Origin of the sequence: Alkalihalobacterium alkalinitrilicum, from assembly GCF_002019605.1 — a bacterium.
Taxonomy (GTDB): domain Bacteria; phylum Bacillota; class Bacilli; order Bacillales; family Bacillaceae_F; genus Alkalihalobacterium; species Alkalihalobacterium alkalinitrilicum.
Genome location: NZ_KV917368.1, coordinates 246,594 through 263,598 on the forward strand (window position 1 = coordinate 246,594; position 17,005 = coordinate 263,598).

The window sequence follows — 17,005 nt, forward strand, 5'->3', positions numbered from 1 at the left end:
AGCGTAACAAGTCACAAGTCCTACATTATCGTTGTAGGACTTGTTTTATATTTACTTAGATGGAATTTTAAGTTGAGATCCAATCTGTAATATGTAAGGATCTACATTAGGGTCTGCTTCCTTGAGTTTGTTTAGGAAAATCCCGTGTTCTTGAGATATTCACCATAATGTGTCACCATTTTCAATTTCGGTTACTGATGAAGCTTTGGGTGATAAATAAGTAACTCCACATTTTAAAAGAATAAGAATTCTTGTTGAAAAAAGTAATTATTTGTGGTGAATTGTCATTTTGTAACTGTGTCTAGTGTAAATGTAGAAAGATTATGATTATAAGTAACTTTTTACGAGCAGGTATTATTTTAGCGCTCATTCCTTTTCCTGATCCTACTATGATCATTATTGCATCGTTTTTAATAGGATTTGTGAATAGTAGTTATATGGTTAGTTTTAGTGCGGAGATACCACAAATTTTTGGTGAGAAGAATACTCTTCCCACCAATGCGTTAGTTGCAAGATTAACGTCATTTGCTCTAGTAGCAGGTTTCTTAGCTGCCGCACTCATTACAGATTTTCTTGGCTATAAATTAACATTATTTATTGATGCGACATTATACTTAATTGCGGGACTGGTTCTCCTACGAATTAAATGGGAGTCTCCTATGACTCGAACGCTAGAGGTGGCCAGCGGGGTTAAGGAAAAATTAAAATCGGTTTGGATCGATCTAAAAGAAGTGTATTCATATTTACAAGTCGCGCCGATGTTAATGTTTGTAAATATCGTATTTCTTGTTAGTGCTTTTGCAGGAAGTTCTCATAATATGGGAATTCCATTGTTGGCTGAAACACTAGACCCATTGAGGCAAAGCTTTTATTACGGTATGATTTGGGCCGTTTGGGGTGTAGGTTCTATTTTAGCGACTTTTACATTACCTAAATTGCTGTGGCTCAAAGACCAAAAAGTCTATTTTACTTGCTTTATATCGGCTATTTTAATGTCTACCGGTTTTATTATATTTTTATCAGGTTTAAATCTTTGGGTCATCATGATCTTTGCCTTTTTTACTGGAATTTTTGATGCTGCATTTAATACATTGCATGCAACGATCTTACAACGGGTAGAAAATCATATTCGTGGGCGGATCTTTGGAGTTGGAATGTTGTTAAAATCACTCGGTTTCGCTGGGGGTTTCCTCGTTGCACCGTTTTTTCCTTTCGCACATGACGATGCCCCAAATGGTTTGGCTCATGCACGGCGCCTTAATAACGGTTACTTTAATTATCATGGCATTTGCCATTAGTTTTGTTATGCGAGAAAAGAAAGTACTAGAACCGAAAAAAGCTTCTTAATAGCTATTTAATTCGTTTTATAAAAATAAAAGTTGGGCTGACCCATAAAAGTGTCCTATCATCACATCTTAGGATAGGTAGTAACCTGACCAAGGGGCTACCGCGGTGATGAGTGGAATGCATTTTTTATTGGGCTAGCTCTTTTTTTATTACATAATTTTTTTAATTCTTGTTGTGAACCAGATCGCCAGGTTCTCAATCTAACGTATAGAAAGAAAGGAGGAACGTAATGAATGAGGTAAAAGTCGTCAAAAAAGCTCAACAAGGAGATAAAGAAGCATTTGTACAATTAATTGAACAAAATCGTAACAGCATGTATCGTATGGCAATTACGATTGTCCATTCGAAAGAAGCATGCGAGGACGCCCTATCAGAAGCCATTATGAAAGCATACGAAAAAATAACAACGTTAAGAGAACCGAAATAATTTAAAACATGGTTGATGAGAATTGTCATGAATGAAAGTTACTCTATTGTTCGGGAGCGTAAACGTGTCGTTAAGTTAACGGAGTGGAACCGAGAAGTGGTTATTGAAACGATGACCACTAACTTTGAATTAGAAGAAGTCATTCAACAACTTCCAGAAGATTTAAGAGTAGTGATCGTTCTATTTTATATAGAGCAATGGACGATTAACGAAATGAGTGAAGTATTAAATGTAGCTGAAGGAACAGTGAAAAGCAGGTTGCACCGAGCACGAAAAAAATTAATGCCATTATTAGAAACAAACGAAAAGAGGTGTTCTACAAATGAATGATTTGGACAAACAACTTTCAGAACGATTACGACAAAATATGAAAGAGCCACCAGCTTCAGTCGTTAATCGTATAAATAAAACCCTTAATTCATTGCCAGAACGAAAAAAACGACCACCAAAGAATTAGAGGCCACTGAAAAACTTCCGTTTTTCAAGATGAAAGAATAAACACACAAAAAAGAGACGTTCCTATATCCATTAAATGGATAAGGGTGTCTCTTTTTGCTTATAATTTAAGTCAATCCCATACTATAGTTATCCAATTAACTTCAGAATTCTTTTCAAATTCACCGTAAACATAGCCATGGCTCCCTGAATCTCCATGCCAACGAGACCCGAAGATGACGCTACATCATACCCGTGCCGGTGTTTTAATTCACTATTTTTTGCTTCTATTTTATAACGCTCTGAGGATTTTTCTTTAAAGTAATCACTTTCTTGAAAAGCTATTTGTTCTGTGTGTACATCCGATTTAATTGTAACAGAATATGTTTTGGCTTTTGCTCCTTCCTTATAACAGCCATCTTTTAATGGACACACCTTACATTTTTCTATATCAAAGTAATATGTGTGTTTTTGGTTTTTCGCTACACCTTTTTTTCCAGTTCGTGCTTTCCTGATAGCCATGTGTCCAGCCTTACAAACATACATACCAGCATCTTTATTAAACTCAAATTCATCTTCTTTTTTTCGATTACCTTGAGTGACAACAGGGTTGAGTTTAGCTACTAACTTCATTTCGTTTGTTTTTGTATATTCAATATTTCCTTTTTCCGAATAAGCTGCATCACCAATCACAGTATCAACTTCCATACCTGCTTCCATACTTTTTTCAATTAAGGTTTCTAGTTGCTTTCCGTCATTCTTTTCTCCTGTTGTGATAACTGCTGCAGTAATAATTCTTTCTTCACTTAAGGAAATGTGTGTTTTATAACCAAAAAATGCTGAGTCCGATGTTTTATGTCCTGTTTTAGCATCTTCATCTTTGGATAATTGTAGATGTTCAATATCATCAGCTATCGTTTCTTTAAGTAGGTTTAATGTTTCTTTCACCTTGGGGAATTCACAGATAGTCTCTTCTTTTTCAATGACTTTAATTAGCTTTTCACAATACTCAATTTGATCTTCTAATACATCTGATGTTGTTTTGGTTGGGAATTTACTTTTCATTGTTTCATCTATTTGATAAATGGTCTTTCTTAGATTTTTAGAGCGATCAATCAGCACTTCTTTAGCTGATTTTTGGTTGTAACGAGACTTAGTATGGGTAGCATCTACAATGATAGATTTACTTTTTATAATTTCTTTTTCGATTGCGATCTCAACAGTTTTATTGATTAGCATGTCTAATAAATTTACATCCTTTAATCGCAGTTTTCGAAACTTCGTTAAGGAACTTGGATCAATCACTGGATCTTCTGGCGCCATATCTAAAAAATATTTGAATGACATATCATATTTTGAGCGTTCGACAATATCAATATCTGATACGTTGTGGATACATTTTAATAATAAGTATTTGAACATGCGAATAGGATGGATCGCATTACGTCCATTATCTAGGCAATATTTATCTACTAATTCTTCATATACAAAAGAAAAATCGACTAAGTCATTGATTTTTCTTAAAACATTATCCTTCGGTACTACTATGTCATAAATCGCCATATAAGGACTTAAGTTTACTTGTTGATGTTGAATCATCGTATCCACCCACTCAAATTTGATATTTTAATTATACAGCAAAAAAGATATAGCACTCTCAAATAATTGAGGTGCTATATCTTTTATTATTTCAGGTACTTTTTCAGTGGCCTCAAAGAATTACAAGGTGATTTTCGGTATCGCTGCTGCTACCTTTTTAGTGATAATTATTTCAATGCCGATGTTGCAGTCTGTTGTTCCACAAGGAGTTCAGGAAAATTCGTTAAAGGAAAGTATTTTTCAGTTAGTAGGTGAGGGAGGGCTCGAGCAGCTGAGTGAAAAAGGGTTAACGTTTCCTATGAATTTATCAGCGACGAGTAACGGCATCACGTTAGAAATTACAGAAGCGATGTTCGACGGTACGAGGCTTTATTTCGGCTTCATCGAAACACATCCACAACCTATTGAACTCGTTGCTGTTCCTGAAGAAGATCTAATGTTGAAAGAGTCGCGTTTTTTTATAGGTGATCGTGGCGACTATTATAATATGCTTGGAGGCAAACCAACAAGACAGCTTTCTGGAACGAAACTTGCAGGAGTATTTGGGTCGCCATATGTGGGTGATATTGATCAGCTAGAGGATATAAATATAACGGTTTATCGAGGAGGGGACTACTCAGATGAATGGGAATTTTTGATCGATGAAATACCAGTGATCGAAGATGTAAGCACGTCTATTGTTGACGAAACGTATCTAATTGACGAGAAGTATGAATTTTATGTAGAAAAAGTGGTCCAAACCCCAGTTACTATTGAAGTTTATTATTCTTTTGACTATGAATACGACTCTTTCACTCAGGAACATGACTACTATGAAATGACGCTACGTGATTTAGAAGGAGAGCCTTATGAAGGACTTTATATCGGTGGTTTTGACCAGAACAAGATTTATAGAGTTTTAACAGACGAGCAAGATAAAGGAATTCATTTGCAATTTAATAAATTTATGAATACGGATGATGGAGACAACAACGATATAGTGCAAATTCAGAAGTTAAATGAAGAAGCTGTTTTAGATGTAGTCATTGAACTTGATTAATAAAGGTGCCAAGCACCATTAGCGCAGTAAAGCACTAGTGGTGCCTGGCGTAGTTAATTGTAGTAAGTTCAAAAGTTTATACAAATATTTTGAAAAAATGGTAATATGATTATAGTAATAAAAGTTTTCGTAATTTTCAAATAAATTAACAATAGTAATACTAGAATAAGTAAAGTGTCAACAGGTGGTCTATTTAAATAGGTCAGGGTATATGAAAAAAAAATTAAGGAAGGTGTACATGTGAGGAGAAGCTCAATCATTTTTTATTTAGTTTTTTTAATGACTTTCTTTTTATCATTTCAGTTGTATCGTTCTGCTTATAACTACTATATTCCTTTCAACGGGTTGACCAACTTACTATCTTTATTACTATTATTACTTTTGGTTATTTCTTCCTTATTAGTTTCTATGAAACTAACTGCATTTCTTATTAGCAAATAAGAAAATCATTATTATGATAGAAAATGCACTATTAATAACAGTAATAGTCTAGTACTTATTCATTTACATGAAGTGAAAAAAATCGGTTGGGCTCATATTCCTGCTGATTTTCTTTTTTACTTGAAAGAAATGAGTTTGCTTGTAATTAAGGTAGGCATCAGGTAACATATTTAAAATAGGAGGCGATACAAATGTTAAGTGAAAAAATGTTAAATGCATTGAATGAACAAATGAATTTCGAATTTGAATCAGCACATACATATATGGCCATGGCTGCTTGGTGTTCAGCACAAAGTCTTGATGGCTTTGCAAATTTCTTTTTAGTACAAGCTGAAGAGGAACGATATCATGCGATGAAGTTTTATACGTACATAAATGACCGTGGGAAACGAGCGATTATTACGGGTTATGAGACACCTAAAAATGAATTTGATACGATATTGGATGTTTTTAAGGATGGCTATGCCCATGAACAGTTAGTAACAAAAAACATATATAAACTCTCAGACATCGCGATGGATGAGCGTGAACATGCTACTATCCAATTCTTAAAATTCTTCCTAGACGAACAAGTAGAAGAAGAAGCGATGTTTGACAGTATTATTGAAAAGCTTAAACGAATTCAAAACGATAACAACGCGCTGTTTATGCTAGATGATGAATTTTCAAAACGAACATTTACACCAGAAGAAAATTAAAAACGGAGAACGAACAGTTAGGGACTGTTCGTTTTTTTTTTGCGGATATATCCTATTCTAGTGAGCTTCTTCACATATTTTCCATTTATTTAGGGGAAATTAAGGAAAATGAAATATGGAGGAAGATTATGACAGTGATTAATGAAGACAAAAATAACAAATTTCCGAAATTTCCTGAACCTTATTGGCGTGACGATTTACAGTTCCCTTCATTTCCTACGTTAGAAGAAAATATTGCTGTAGATGTTGGAATCGTTGGAGCAGGTATAACAGGTATTACAACAGCTTATTTACTTAGTCAAGCTGGAGTTAAAGTTGCTCTTTTGGACGCAGGAGTAATACTAAATGGAACGACAGGCCATACGACAGCGAAAGTAACCGCCCAACATGGTTTGATTTATGATGAACTCATCGAACATTTTGGAGAAGAGAAGGCAAAACAATATTTTGAAGCAAATGACAAAGCAAAAGAATTTATTATAGATACGGTAACTTCATTAAATATTAATTGTGAATTTGAAGAGCAGGACGCATATATTTACACAAATTCCGAACAAGAGTTAAATAAGTTAGAAAAAGAAGCAAGGGCATACGAGAAACTTGGAATTCCAGGTTCGTTAGTGAAGTCAATGCCACTACAAATTCCGATGAAGAATGCGGTAGTAATGTCCAAACAAGCTCAGTTTCATCCATTAAAATATCTAGTTCCTCTTGTTGAAGAAATTAAAAATGCAGGTGGGCTTATATTTGAAAATACGACTGCAGTGAATGTTGAAGAAGAAGATCATCCTAAAATTATTACGAGAAATGGCCATCATATTACATGTAAATACGTCGTTTCATGCTCTCACTTTCCATTTTATGATGGGATGGGCTTTTACTTTGCAAGAATGCATGCAGAACGTTCATATGTTGTTGCTGTTAAGTCTAATCAACCTTATCCTGGTGGAATGTATTTAAGTTCTGAGTCACCAACGCGGTCAGTCCGTTCCACACCATTTGGAAACGAAAGCTTACTTCTTTTAGGTGGGGATGGACATAAAACGGGTCAAGGCGTGAATACGATTAAACATTATGAGGCGCTCGCCCAATTTGGAAAAGACGTTCTTGGATTAACGGATATTCGTTATCGTTGGTCTGCTCAAGATCTCTATACATTAGATAAAGTCCCTTATGTTGGGCCGATTACTTCAAGTAAAGAAAATATCCTTGTCGCGACGGGTTATCGTAAATGGGGAATGACTAATAGTACAGCAGCTGCAATGATGTTAAAAGAGCTTGTGATAGATGGGAAACATCAAAATGAAAATGTCTTTACACCATCACGCTTTAAAGCAGATCCGAGTATCAAAGAAATGGTTGTCCAAAATACTGACGTAGCCGTAGAGTTAGTGAAAGGGAAGTTGAAGAACGTTCATAAATTTCCAGAGGATGTTAAAGTTGGTGAAGGCTCACATGTAAAAGTAGATGGCAAAAAGGTTGGCGCATATCGAGATGAAGAAGGAAAGCTATACTGTGTTGACACAACGTGTACTCATATGGGCTGTGAAGTAGAGTGGAATGCAGGAGAACGAACGTGGGATTGTCCGTGTCATGGATCAAGGTTCTCCATCGAAGGTGATGTTATCGAAGGACCAGCTGATCAACCGTTAAAGAAGCTAGAGGTGGATGGATAAACGTTTTAGACTGTAATAATGACAACAATCAGATTAAATACCTACTAAGTTGAAATGAGGATTGATTAAAGAATCTACACAACTCATAGTGTTTAATAGACAAATGATGAGAAAGAAGCTAGGATTACAACAAAATAACAACAAAAAGTCTTTCCTACTTTAATTATATAGAAGGGAAAGACTTTTTTTTTGTAAAAGCAAGCTGTAACGAGTATTCATTTAATGAAACTTGTTTAATACATAAAGGAATTTAGAAAAAGTCGTCGAAATCACTTAATTATACATAAAGAAGGATTACCTTCTTTAGTGGTTTTAACTAAGTAGACACCGATTACGCCAAATTTTAGTGATAACCCGTGAGAAGTACATGGTAAGCAAGGGGTGGTGGAATGTCTGAAATTTATGATAAGCAAGATGCGCTCGGGATGGCTGAGCTTGTTAGAACTAAGCAAGTACATCCTAAAGAGCTTTTAGAAGAAGCGATACATAAGATCGAAACCTTGAATCCATCATTGAATGCAGTTATCCATAAAATGTATGAACAAGCAGAAGTTACAATTGAAAACATAACGCTTGAAGGACGATTCGCTGGTGTACCAATTTTATTAAAAGATATTACACAAGAAGTTGAAGGGGAACCGATTACTTCTGGGTCTAAAGCATTTCAATCTTATCGAGCGAAAAAAGATAGTGAATTTGTACGAAGAGTCCGGAACACGGGCGCTGTTTTTTTAGGTCAAACGAATACACCAGAATTTGCTTTAATGGGAATTACTGAACCTTCGTATTACGGTCCGACTAGAAATCCGTGGAATCCTAATTATACACCAGGAGGTTCAAGCGGTGGATCTGGAACAGCTGTTGCATCTGGTATGGTTCCTATAGCAGGAGCAAATGATGGTGGTGGGTCGATCCGAATTCCTGGTGCTTACTGTGGACTCTTTGGTTTAAAACCGACGAGAGGCCGTACTCCAGCTGGGCCACTGTTAGGAAGGCATTGGCAAGGTGCATCTTCTGATCATGTCTTAACGAGGTCGGTCCGAGATAGTGCGGCAATGCTTGATGATATCAGTGGAATTGAAAAAGGCGCAGCTTTCTATGCTCCACCTTTTAATGGAAGTTATCTTCAATGTGTAAATCAACCGATCGACAGAAAGTTAACAGTGGCTTATTCAACCGATTCTCCAATAGGTACCGATGTTCATCAAGAGTGTATAGATTCTGTCTTAAAAACAGTTAAGCTCTTAGAAGAAATGGGTCATCACGTTGAAAAAAAAGATGCCCCTGTAGACGGTAGAAAAATTGCGACAAGTTATTTAACGATGTATTTTGGTGAAGTAGCTGCCACCCTTTCTTCCTTAGAAGAATTACTTGGACGAAAAGCAAAGAGTAGTGATGTTGAACCACAAACATGGTTATTAGGATTACTCGGAAGAGCGACGACTGCAGAAGAGTTTGTTTTTAGCCTAAGAGAGTGGGATAATGCAGCATTTGCGATGGAAACATTTCATGATACGTACGATCTATATATTACGCCTACAACAGCTTATCCACCTGCAAGAATAGGTGAACTCGAGCCTAAGCCGATGGAAAAATTATTAATAAATACGATTGGAAGTATTGGTTTAGGAGGTTTACTAAAGAAAACAGGAATGGTCGATCAAATTGCGGAACAAAGCTTAATGCGTACACCATTCACTCAGCTAGCTAATTTAACAGGACAACCTGCGATGACAGTCCCAATGCATATAACAAAGGACGGGTTACCTTGCGGAGTACAAATTATGGCAGCAAGAGGTAGAGAAGATCTATTATATCAATTAGCTGGTGAATTGGAGCAAACCGATCATTGGATGGATATCAAGATGTTAAAAGTAAAAGGCTAACTTAATCATTGGCTCTTTATACGATGGTAATTTCATCGTGTTGAACCGTGAGTTGAGTCAGCCTGTTTTTTCATTTTTATCCTTTAAAATATTCCTTTTCAAGTGATTGGAGCATTTCAATTGATTTATTTGCCCAGGCACTTTGATCTGACTCAAGTTTTGTGTACTGTTGTTTTAAGGCTTCCTTAAGTGATTCTTCGTAGGAGGGGACATCATCACTATAAGGTTTTACATAGACTTTTGGAATGTTCGTTTGCTCTCGATAGGCAAGTGCACGTCGTTCGTGAAACAGTTCAACATCTGTTTCTTTAGGGTTATGTAAGTCACCTTGATCAGGGTGCTTTAATACGGCAAGGACTCTGACAACATATTGTTCTGGTCGGACGTTTGTAATTTCACCAATGTACTTCCCTGTTTTATAGATCCCTGTAACGGTTTGACCAATTACTAATTGTTTTTCCATGTTAAAAAACACCCTTTTCTTTCTTTTTTACTAATGATATCATATCTAAGGGCTTTGTTCGAAGCGTACATAATTGAACCACTACTTATATACAACACATAGTATGTACAAGCTCTAATGAAAGGAAATTGTTACTTATTTACATGTAATATAATATGCGTTAACGCCTGTTGGTAGAGCTTATTATTCGTAAAGTGTGTAGAATGTTTAGAAGTAAAGGGGAAATACTTTTAGTAAAGGGGGAAGAAAAATGACAGAGGAACAGGAATCGCATGTAAATGTCGGAGATATTATTTTAATTAATAAGGGGACAGAAAAGGGAGAACAAGCAAAAGTTATTGCTGTTTATACAAATTCTGTTGCCGTAGAGCTAAACAGGAAAGAAAAGAATGGAAACCTAGCACGTACAATCGTAAACCATAGTAAATATGTTGTGAAATCATAATTTTATTACTAAAAAGCAACAACGTTGATAAGCGTTGTTGCTTTTTCGATTAGCTTCGTTTAAAGCCTTCTTCATCTAAGTATGCTACGGCTTCGCCGTAAGAATTAAACGTACCGTCTAAGTTCAAGCCTGCATAAACATTCCACATATCGTCTTCAAAGATTAGGACCAGTGATTGTTTATCACGGTTTATCCATGTCTCTTCTGTTATTTCATTGACTTCTTCTTGGGCGGGTTGGATCTCAGCATCAAGTGAATGGATGGATTTCTCAATAATAGTACGGAGTTCTTCTTCTGTGTAATCACGAATATTTACCATGCCTTTTTGGTCAGTCTTATAGCCTTTTAGGTGACCAGCAAAAACAAAACCATTTCCATTTGGGTGTAAATGATAGACGACATTTTTCTTCTCAGATTGACTTTCCTCATATTGAAAGTTGACTCTGTTAAGAGATACATCTTTTCTTGTTAGTAGGTTATAGGACTCAATGATGGCTAATTTTTCTTCAAATGTTAACATAATTCCTCCATGGTGTTATATGTAGTTTCTCCATTATAGCATAAGGAATTCCTTTTCATAAAAAAACAGGAAGAACTTGATTTTGTGCATGCTTTTTATTAAACGAAGAGAAACTAAACCTTGAAAACAAAACAGATATGGAGGGTTATACCATAATGAAACGAATTCAAGCTGTTATTGTTGCAGTTGTACTTATGGCATCACTATTTTCTGTACAACCAGCTGCAGACGCTCAAATTAAAATGTTTAAAGAACCGCCATTTTCTCATTACAAAGTTTCACGTGGAGACACATTCTGGTTTATCGCCCAGAGATATGGCCTTGATTATCGAGAATTAATGAGACTTAATCCAGATGTTGAACCAAGAAACATGCATGTTGGTGAAGTCATTCGTTTAAAACCAGATGCGGCTCACCATAGCGCGTTTGAAGATCAAGTAGCAGCACTAGTTAACCAAGAACGTCAAAAAAATGGATTGAGACCATTGCAGCATCGAGCAGATGTAAAAAATGTTGCACATAAGAAAGCGGAAGATTTAATTAACTCTAATTATTTTTCGCATAACAGTCCAAACTACGGTTCCCCATTTGATATGTTGAGAACGTTTGGCGTAAGTTATCAATCGGCAGGTGAAAACATTGCGAAAGGACAAAGGACACCACAAGAAGTAATGAATGCTTGGATGAATTCGCCTGGTCACCGCCAAAATATATTAAACCCAGATTTCGATACAATTGGAGTAGGCTTCTATCACGGTGCTTGGGTACAGATGTTTATAAAAGCAAGATAAATAAATTAGTGAAATAGCCTGACAAAATATAAAAGGGTTCAGGTTTAAGAGGAATACTGTTAATTACATGGCTATATAACATAGTAATGGGTCATTAATTAACTAATTTGCAAAAGAAAACGCTCGGATTTTTCCGAGCGTGTTTCACTTTGTGTATAAACTTTTCTTGTTTCATTAAAACTACTCTGCTGACAAAATTGTTGGTCTCTTTTCCCTTAAAAATTTTAGATATTTCCTATTTTTCCAATACTATGTTATACTTAATATACTTTGAAAGGGTGATTAAATGAAAAAGTATACAATTCAATTGCTTCAAATGGTGAAGGATTCTAAAAGAGCCATTTCTTATGAAGGAGCTGCTAAGAAGTTAAAAGCAAGTAACCCGCAACTCAAAGACACGAATAACAATACGCTTGTAACAAGAAAGATATTAGAAATGCTAGTTGAAAAAGGACAAATTAAAAAAAATAAAGCTGGAAACTACCGATAACCAACTTCGTATATTTTATGGTATAAATTGTCATTGCCAAAAGGTAGGAAGTTAGAAAATATAGATTGAAATCGATAGTAAGTAAAACAAAAAACTCATCCATAATGCTAAATAAATATGGAGTACGAATTAAATTTAATTCGTACTCCATTTTTTTGCCTCTCTAACAGATACACTTCAGTTACATGTGTTACTAATAGAAAATAGAGATTTGTCAATGGAATCTAAACCACCTATATTGCATTAATATCGATAGGAGTTTCAGTTTTATTGAATTTAGAGAAGAAAAGTTGGAGGCTTTACGCAGCATCTAACTCTTTTTTTAGTTCGTCCCAATCTTCAGCTGGTAAAATTGATGCAGCCAGTTCACAGGCAGCTTGATAAGCTTCTAGAGGTGCAAACTTTTTCATTCCTACTAGCATTTCCACACGTTCAAAAATATTTTGGCCAGGAATCATATATTTAAAATAATCCATTAATATGTCTTGAGGTATTGAGGAACGAATAGCAACCGTCAATTCCATTAGTTCTTCTACTGATAATTTTTCCCAGAGTACGCCCATTACGTCCACTTCTTCTGTTTGTAAATGATTTAAATAGGCAGCCAAAAATTTATTATATCCATATACAAATTGAATACCGAGTTGTCTACAATTGGCGATATCACTATTATTAATTTCATTCATTAATTTTTCTAGTTCAATTAAAAGGTAATCTGTAGATTGGTGTTCTATTTCCATTTTTTCAGCTATTTCAGGAGCGTACTTTTCGATAACTGGATGTACGTGTTCATCTTCATGTTCCGCGTGAGAGTGTAATACAGCACATAGAGTGTGAAACTCGATTGTGAATTCTGTTAACTTTTGTTCATTTTCAAAGTTTAATTGATTTGCATGATTTAAAAGGTTCCCTAGTGCGAACCTAAGTCCTTTATGTACGGGCATAAATAATTCATATTTTTCCATATTTATTCCTCCTTGTGAAATAATTACCACTAAATTATACTACATTATACCTATAGGTGATACCTGTGTTAATAAAAATATAGAATAAACTGTACTTTATAGAGGAAAAAGTCCCTCTATATGTAGAATGAAATTAAGAGACCAGTGAACCGATATAATTTTTTGTAAATAAAGTATAAGTATGATATGACGAAATAGGGGGCTGGAAAATAAAATATGCTATTTAATTTTGTACTGGGTTTATTATTCCCTTGGATTTTATTATTATATGTTCTTCGTAAACATACGAAGTATATCATTCTTTTTGCACCGATTGGAGCTAGCTTAGCTTTCTTTTTTAACGAGTTAGGTTTTCAATATTTTTGGGGTATGAAACCTATTTACAAGAATATTACCTTTTCTGCGTTACCATTAAATCTAGGGATATATCCAGTTTTGAGTAGTTTTATTGGTTATTTTTTTACTAAACGAAAGGTACATCCGTTTGTTTGGATTTTAGGGTTTAGTTTAACCCTGACGATTTTTGAGTGGCTTTTCGAAGTATATGGTATTGTATTTTACATTAATGGCTGGAATATCTTTTGGACATATGTAAGCTATGTACTCGCATTTGCCTTAATTTATGGATATTATCGGCTTTTAGTTAAATACAGTATAATAAGAGTGGATGATTATAAATAATGATCTCTTTTTACTCATTCAAATTGTGTAAGCGAGCATCATTAAAGTTTTAGTAGCGACATTCTTAGAAGGATGTGGAATAGGGTATAGTGAAACTTTTTTATTTTCTATAGGAGGAGATCGTATGGAAGAAAAAGATCGTGTCATACGTCAGTTTAATGAAACTTCAGATGGTTACCTTACGAGCAACGTCCATGCAAAAGGAAAAGATTTAGCGTGGATTGGGGAAATTGTTCAGAATGTGAAACGCAAAAAAGCATTGGATGTTGCAACTGGTGCTGGTCATACAGCTCTTTTATTAAGTCAATCAGTCGATTATGTAGTCGCAATGGATATTACACCAAATATGCTTCAACTAGCAGAAAGTCAAGCAAAAGAGAAGGGAATAAACAATATATCATTTACTTTAGGCGATGTTGAGAATTTACCCTTTGTAAATGAAACTTTTGACGCTGTAACTTGCCGAATTGCCGCACATCATTTTCCGAATTTATTAAAAGCCGTAGAAGAAATGCATCGTGTGCTATCTAAGGATGGAGTACTTATTATTGTTGATAATTATATCCCTGAGGATAATAGTAATATGATTAATACAATTGAAAAGTTACGAGATCCTTCTCATCATGAATGTATTACTTTATCAAAGTGGAAAGAACTTTTTAATAAAGCAAAGTTCACAAACATCAAATGCTATCAAAAGTGGACTTCTACGATGAACTTAGAAGAGTGGGTAAATCGTGCGAAACCAACAATAGAAAATAAAACGAAAATAAATGAATTAATTGAAAAAGAAAACCTTAATTGGATAAACAAAAAAGAAGTTCATTTAGAAAAAGTAATGTGGGTATGCACGAAGTAGTAGTTTAACGATTAGAAATGGTGGGAGTTATATGTTATTGATGTTGCTGAACAAAAAATAATGAAAGAATAAGGTTGTAATCGTTTGAGGAAAGAGTATAATAGTAATGTTGAAATTTCTATGATAATATAATAATGTTATAATTCAATAGAAATTCCGATTATTATGATCGGTAGAGGTTCTAGGTCAACCCTCTATAAAAAACTAAGAAGAAACAGGACTTCTTAGAGGTGCTGTTTTTTCATATGTAAAGGAGCCTTAACATGATGAAAAATGAAAAAGCAATTGTCGTATTCAGTGGTGGGCAAGACAGTACGACTTGTTTATTTTGGGCATTAAAACAGTTTAATGAAGTTGAAACTGTAACATTTGATTACAATCAGCGTCATGATTATGAAATAGAATGTGCAAGAAAGATTTCGAAGGAATTGGGTGTGAAACACCATGTTCTAGACATGTCGTTGTTAAACCAATTAGCGCCAAGTGCTTTAACTCGAGATGATATAGAAGTAAAAGCAGGAGAGAATGGGGAACTCCCGTCGACTTTTGTCCCAGGGCGAAACTTGATCTTTTTGTCGTTCGCTGGTATTTTAGCAAGTCAAGTTAACGCTAAGCATATTATTACGGGTGTTTGCGAAACCGATTTTAGTGGGTATCCGGATTGTCGAGATGCATTTGTAAAGTCTTTAAATGTCTCTATAAATTTGTCAATGGATCAACAATTTGTTATTCATACTCCACTCATGTGGCTAAATAAAGCTGAAACATGGAAGCTTGCTGATGATTTAGATGCACTGGAATTTGTACGAACTAAAACATTAACTTGTTATAATGGGATCATTGGTGATGGTTGTGGTGAATGTCCAGCCTGTCAATTACGCTTGAAAGGCTATGAAGAATTTTTGCAGATAAAAAGGAGGAGCGAGCTTAGATGATACAACAATTTTATCCGCAAGTACAACATGATTTTCGTTATGAATTAAATAAAGATTTTAATTTTTCAGCCGCTCATTTTATTCCTCATGATGAAGCTGGTCAATGTAAAAATGTTCACGGTCATACGTATTTTGTAAATGTAACTATTGCTGGAGATACGTTAAATGAAAGTGGGTTTCTAGTTAATTTTCAACTCATTAAAAAATTAGTACATGGTCGTTATGATCACAGTTTACTGAACGATTTTACAGACGATTTTAATAATCAAAATTCAGAGCAATTTCCAACAACAGAAGTTGTCGCACGTACAATTTGGGAAAACCTTCAAAAATATCTCAACCAATTATCAAATAAGCCAAAGTGTGTCCAAGTCGTTGTTCGAGAAACACCAACGAGTTACGTTGTATATCGTCCTAAAAAAGGTGATTTCGATGACGAATAGTATTCCAGTAATTGAAATATTTGGTCCTACCATCCAAGGAGAAGGGATGGTTGTTGGACGTAAAACGATGTTTGTAAGAACAGCAGGTTGTGATTACCGTTGCTCATGGTGTGATTCTGCTTTTACTTGGGACGGTTCTGCTAAAGACCAAATTAAACAAATGAGTGCAGAACAAATCTTTGAGCAGTTAATTACGATTGGTGGCAACCGCTTTGACCATGTTACTATATCTGGTGGAAATCCAGCTTTATATTCTTCAATTTGTGAATTAATTGATGTGTTGCAAAAAAACAATATTCAAATCGGACTTGAAACACAAGGAAGTAAGTGGCAAGAATGGTTTACAAAAGTGGATGACTTAACGATATCTCCGAAGCCGCCAAGTTCAGGCATGGAAACGAATTTTGATATCCTAGATGAGATTATTGAACAGCTACAAAAGAGTAATAGAATTGCATCTAACGTCAGTATAAAAGTCGTTATTTTTAATAATCAAGATTTTGATTATGCAAAGAGAGTACACGAGCGTTATGAAAATGTACCGTTCTTTTTGCAAGTTGGAAATGAAGACTTAGGGGATGAAAATCCAAATCAATTAATGAAAAAACTGATTAACAGTTACGAACAACTAATTGAAAAAGTTATTGCCTCTGAAGAATTGAACGATGTAAAAGTATTACCACAACTTCATACGTTATTATGGGGGAACAAACGTGGGGTTTAAAGGATTACGCATGAGAAAGGATATCTCGTGCGTTTTTTTTTTTAGTTTAAATTCATCAGAAAATAGTGTTTAAAACGTGACTTTCTATTAAAAAGTGACGTTTTTTTTCATATTGTATGTTTTTTTGCGCTCTATGAATAA

Annotated in this window: 20 protein-coding genes and 1 riboswitch; of the genes, 16 read left to right on the forward strand and 4 right to left on the reverse strand. The window is 34.9% G+C overall.

Annotated elements, in window-relative coordinates:
- Positions 1 to 323 precede the first annotated feature (323 nt).
- The 4 genes from BK574_RS01170 (at position 324) to BK574_RS28660 (ending at position 2,231) form a co-directional block, all read left to right on the forward strand.
- Entirely contained in the window at positions 324 to 1,298 is a 975-nt protein-coding gene (locus BK574_RS01170; RefSeq protein WP_238457910.1) for an MFS transporter, read from the forward strand.
- A 278-nt stretch (positions 1,299 to 1,576) separates the two neighbouring features.
- Positions 1,577 to 1,774 carry an RNA polymerase sigma factor gene (locus BK574_RS01175; RefSeq protein ID WP_078427137.1) on the forward strand — a complete coding sequence of 66 codons (198 nt, stop codon included), beginning with the start codon at positions 1,577 to 1,579 and terminating at the stop codon, positions 1,772 to 1,774.
- A gap of 12 nt (positions 1,775 to 1,786) precedes the next feature.
- Positions 1,787 to 2,104: an RNA polymerase sigma factor gene (locus BK574_RS01180; RefSeq protein ID WP_338020576.1), complete on the forward strand. Its 318-nt coding sequence runs from the start codon at positions 1,787 to 1,789 to the stop codon at positions 2,102 to 2,104.
- A complete protein-coding gene (locus BK574_RS28660) occupies positions 2,097 to 2,231 on the forward strand; it encodes a hypothetical protein (protein ID WP_274379386.1) in 135 nt (44 codons plus the stop codon). The genes BK574_RS01180 and BK574_RS28660 overlap by 8 nt, the downstream gene beginning before the upstream one ends.
- Before the next feature lie 128 nt (positions 2,232 to 2,359).
- Here BK574_RS28660 and BK574_RS01185 read toward each other — a convergent pair whose 3' ends face one another.
- Positions 2,360 to 3,808, reverse strand: a complete 1,449-nt coding sequence (locus tag BK574_RS01185; protein ID WP_078427101.1) for an IS1182 family transposase — start codon at positions 3,806 to 3,808, stop codon at positions 2,360 to 2,362.
- A 127-nt stretch (positions 3,809 to 3,935) separates the two neighbouring features.
- On the opposite strand from BK574_RS01185, the gene BK574_RS01190 reads away from it, so the two are divergent.
- The 4 genes from BK574_RS01190 to BK574_RS01205 all read left to right on the forward strand — a co-directional run bounded on the left by BK574_RS01190 (position 3,936) and on the right by BK574_RS01205 (position 9,548).
- Positions 3,936 to 4,847: a DUF4179 domain-containing protein gene (locus tag BK574_RS01190; protein WP_218970522.1), complete on the forward strand. Its 912-nt coding sequence runs from the start codon at positions 3,936 to 3,938 to the stop codon at positions 4,845 to 4,847.
- 632 nt (positions 4,848 to 5,479) lie between these two features.
- A complete protein-coding gene (locus BK574_RS01195) occupies positions 5,480 to 5,986 on the forward strand; it encodes a ferritin (RefSeq protein WP_075386277.1) in 507 nt (168 codons plus the stop codon).
- Positions 5,987 to 6,114: 128 nt separating this feature from the next.
- The gene (locus BK574_RS01200; protein WP_078427140.1) at positions 6,115 to 7,662 is read left to right on the forward strand and encodes an FAD-dependent oxidoreductase; all 1,548 of its coding nucleotides are present in this window, start codon (positions 6,115 to 6,117) and stop codon (positions 7,660 to 7,662) included.
- A 389-nt stretch (positions 7,663 to 8,051) separates the two neighbouring features.
- Positions 8,052 to 9,548, forward strand: a complete 1,497-nt coding sequence (locus tag BK574_RS01205) for an amidase (RefSeq protein WP_075386279.1) — start codon at positions 8,052 to 8,054, stop codon at positions 9,546 to 9,548.
- A 76-nt stretch (positions 9,549 to 9,624) separates the two neighbouring features.
- On the opposite strand, the gene kapB is transcribed toward BK574_RS01205, so the two are convergent.
- Complete coding sequence (gene kapB / locus BK574_RS01210; protein WP_078427141.1) at positions 9,625 to 10,011, reverse strand: kinase-associated lipoprotein KapB; 387 nt, start codon at positions 10,009 to 10,011, stop codon at positions 9,625 to 9,627.
- 250 nt (positions 10,012 to 10,261) lie between these two features.
- On the opposite strand from kapB, the gene BK574_RS01215 reads away from it, so the two are divergent.
- Entirely contained in the window at positions 10,262 to 10,456 is a 195-nt protein-coding gene (locus tag BK574_RS01215) for a DUF2187 family protein (RefSeq protein ID WP_075386281.1), read from the forward strand.
- A gap of 49 nt (positions 10,457 to 10,505) precedes the next feature.
- On the opposite strand, the gene BK574_RS01220 is transcribed toward BK574_RS01215, so the two are convergent.
- Positions 10,506 to 10,976, reverse strand: coding sequence for a hypothetical protein (locus BK574_RS01220; RefSeq protein WP_075386282.1), 471 nt, complete (start codon positions 10,974 to 10,976; stop codon positions 10,506 to 10,508).
- Positions 10,977 to 11,131: 155 nt separating this feature from the next.
- Here BK574_RS01220 and BK574_RS01225 point away from each other — a divergent pair, with 155 nt between their 5' ends.
- Both BK574_RS01225 and BK574_RS01230 read left to right on the forward strand, forming a co-directional pair.
- Entirely contained in the window at positions 11,132 to 11,767 is a 636-nt protein-coding gene (locus BK574_RS01225) for a CAP domain-containing protein (RefSeq protein WP_169917332.1), read from the forward strand.
- A gap of 286 nt (positions 11,768 to 12,053) precedes the next feature.
- On the forward strand, positions 12,054 to 12,257 hold the full coding sequence (locus BK574_RS01230) for a hypothetical protein (protein ID WP_075386284.1): 204 nt from the start codon (positions 12,054 to 12,056) through the stop codon (positions 12,255 to 12,257).
- A gap of 299 nt (positions 12,258 to 12,556) precedes the next feature.
- On the opposite strand, the gene BK574_RS01235 is transcribed toward BK574_RS01230, so the two are convergent.
- Complete coding sequence (locus tag BK574_RS01235; RefSeq protein ID WP_078427142.1) at positions 12,557 to 13,222, reverse strand: hemerythrin domain-containing protein; 666 nt, start codon at positions 13,220 to 13,222, stop codon at positions 12,557 to 12,559.
- A gap of 216 nt (positions 13,223 to 13,438) precedes the next feature.
- Between BK574_RS01235 and BK574_RS01240 the strand changes: the two genes are divergently transcribed.
- From BK574_RS01240 to queE, 5 genes are all read left to right on the forward strand, one after another.
- Positions 13,439 to 13,903, forward strand: a complete 465-nt coding sequence (locus tag BK574_RS01240) for a hypothetical protein (RefSeq protein ID WP_078427143.1) — start codon at positions 13,439 to 13,441, stop codon at positions 13,901 to 13,903.
- 124 nt (positions 13,904 to 14,027) lie between these two features.
- Positions 14,028 to 14,762 carry a class I SAM-dependent methyltransferase gene (locus BK574_RS01245; protein WP_078427144.1) on the forward strand — a complete coding sequence of 245 codons (735 nt, stop codon included), beginning with the start codon at positions 14,028 to 14,030 and terminating at the stop codon, positions 14,760 to 14,762.
- Between the two features lie 169 nt (positions 14,763 to 14,931).
- Positions 14,932 to 14,976, forward strand: a riboswitch (PreQ1 riboswitch).
- Between the two features lie 52 nt (positions 14,977 to 15,028).
- Positions 15,029 to 15,697 (forward strand): 7-cyano-7-deazaguanine synthase QueC, encoded by a 669-nt coding sequence (gene queC / locus BK574_RS01250; protein WP_078430746.1) that lies wholly within the window; start codon positions 15,029 to 15,031, stop codon positions 15,695 to 15,697.
- On the forward strand, positions 15,694 to 16,140 hold the full coding sequence (gene queD, locus BK574_RS01255) for a 6-carboxytetrahydropterin synthase QueD (protein ID WP_078427145.1): 447 nt from the start codon (positions 15,694 to 15,696) through the stop codon (positions 16,138 to 16,140). Before queC ends, queD begins: the two co-directional genes overlap by 4 nt.
- Positions 16,130 to 16,864 carry a 7-carboxy-7-deazaguanine synthase QueE gene (queE, locus tag BK574_RS01260; protein WP_078427146.1) on the forward strand — a complete coding sequence of 245 codons (735 nt, stop codon included), beginning with the start codon at positions 16,130 to 16,132 and terminating at the stop codon, positions 16,862 to 16,864. Before queD ends, queE begins: the two co-directional genes overlap by 11 nt.
- The last annotated feature ends 141 nt before the right edge of the window (positions 16,865 to 17,005 follow it).

What these genes read in the sequence shown, in the direction of transcription:
- BK574_RS01170 (WP_238457910.1), top strand. Translation starts at nt 324, where the DNA reads ATGATTATAAGTAACTTTTTACGAGCAGGTATTATTTTAGCGCTCATT.
- BK574_RS01175 (WP_078427137.1), top strand. Translation starts at nt 1,577, where the DNA reads ATGAATGAGGTAAAAGTCGTCAAAAAAGCTCAACAAGGAGATAAAGAA.
- BK574_RS28660 (WP_274379386.1), top strand. Translation starts at nt 2,097, where the DNA reads ATGAATGATTTGGACAAACAACTTTCAGAACGATTACGACAAAATATG.
- BK574_RS01185 (WP_078427101.1), bottom strand. Translation starts at nt 3,808, where the DNA reads ATGATTCAACATCAACAAGTAAACTTAAGTCCTTATATGGCGATTTAT.
- BK574_RS01195 (WP_075386277.1), top strand. Translation starts at nt 5,480, where the DNA reads ATGTTAAGTGAAAAAATGTTAAATGCATTGAATGAACAAATGAATTTC.
- BK574_RS01200 (WP_078427140.1), top strand. Translation starts at nt 6,115, where the DNA reads ATGACAGTGATTAATGAAGACAAAAATAACAAATTTCCGAAATTTCCT.
- BK574_RS01205 (WP_075386279.1), top strand. Translation starts at nt 8,052, where the DNA reads ATGTCTGAAATTTATGATAAGCAAGATGCGCTCGGGATGGCTGAGCTT.
- kapB (WP_078427141.1), bottom strand. Translation starts at nt 10,011, where the DNA reads ATGGAAAAACAATTAGTAATTGGTCAAACCGTTACAGGGATCTATAAA.
- BK574_RS01215 (WP_075386281.1), top strand. Translation starts at nt 10,262, where the DNA reads ATGACAGAGGAACAGGAATCGCATGTAAATGTCGGAGATATTATTTTA.
- BK574_RS01220 (WP_075386282.1), bottom strand. Translation starts at nt 10,976, where the DNA reads ATGTTAACATTTGAAGAAAAATTAGCCATCATTGAGTCCTATAACCTA.
- BK574_RS01225 (WP_169917332.1), top strand. Translation starts at nt 11,132, where the DNA reads ATGAAACGAATTCAAGCTGTTATTGTTGCAGTTGTACTTATGGCATCA.
- BK574_RS01230 (WP_075386284.1), top strand. Translation starts at nt 12,054, where the DNA reads ATGAAAAAGTATACAATTCAATTGCTTCAAATGGTGAAGGATTCTAAA.
- BK574_RS01235 (WP_078427142.1), bottom strand. Translation starts at nt 13,222, where the DNA reads ATGGAAAAATATGAATTATTTATGCCCGTACATAAAGGACTTAGGTTC.
- BK574_RS01240 (WP_078427143.1), top strand. Translation starts at nt 13,439, where the DNA reads ATGCTATTTAATTTTGTACTGGGTTTATTATTCCCTTGGATTTTATTA.
- BK574_RS01245 (WP_078427144.1), top strand. Translation starts at nt 14,028, where the DNA reads ATGGAAGAAAAAGATCGTGTCATACGTCAGTTTAATGAAACTTCAGAT.
- queC (WP_078430746.1), top strand. Translation starts at nt 15,029, where the DNA reads ATGAAAAATGAAAAAGCAATTGTCGTATTCAGTGGTGGGCAAGACAGT.
- queD (WP_078427145.1), top strand. Translation starts at nt 15,694, where the DNA reads ATGATACAACAATTTTATCCGCAAGTACAACATGATTTTCGTTATGAA.
- queE (WP_078427146.1), top strand. Translation starts at nt 16,130, where the DNA reads ATGACGAATAGTATTCCAGTAATTGAAATATTTGGTCCTACCATCCAA.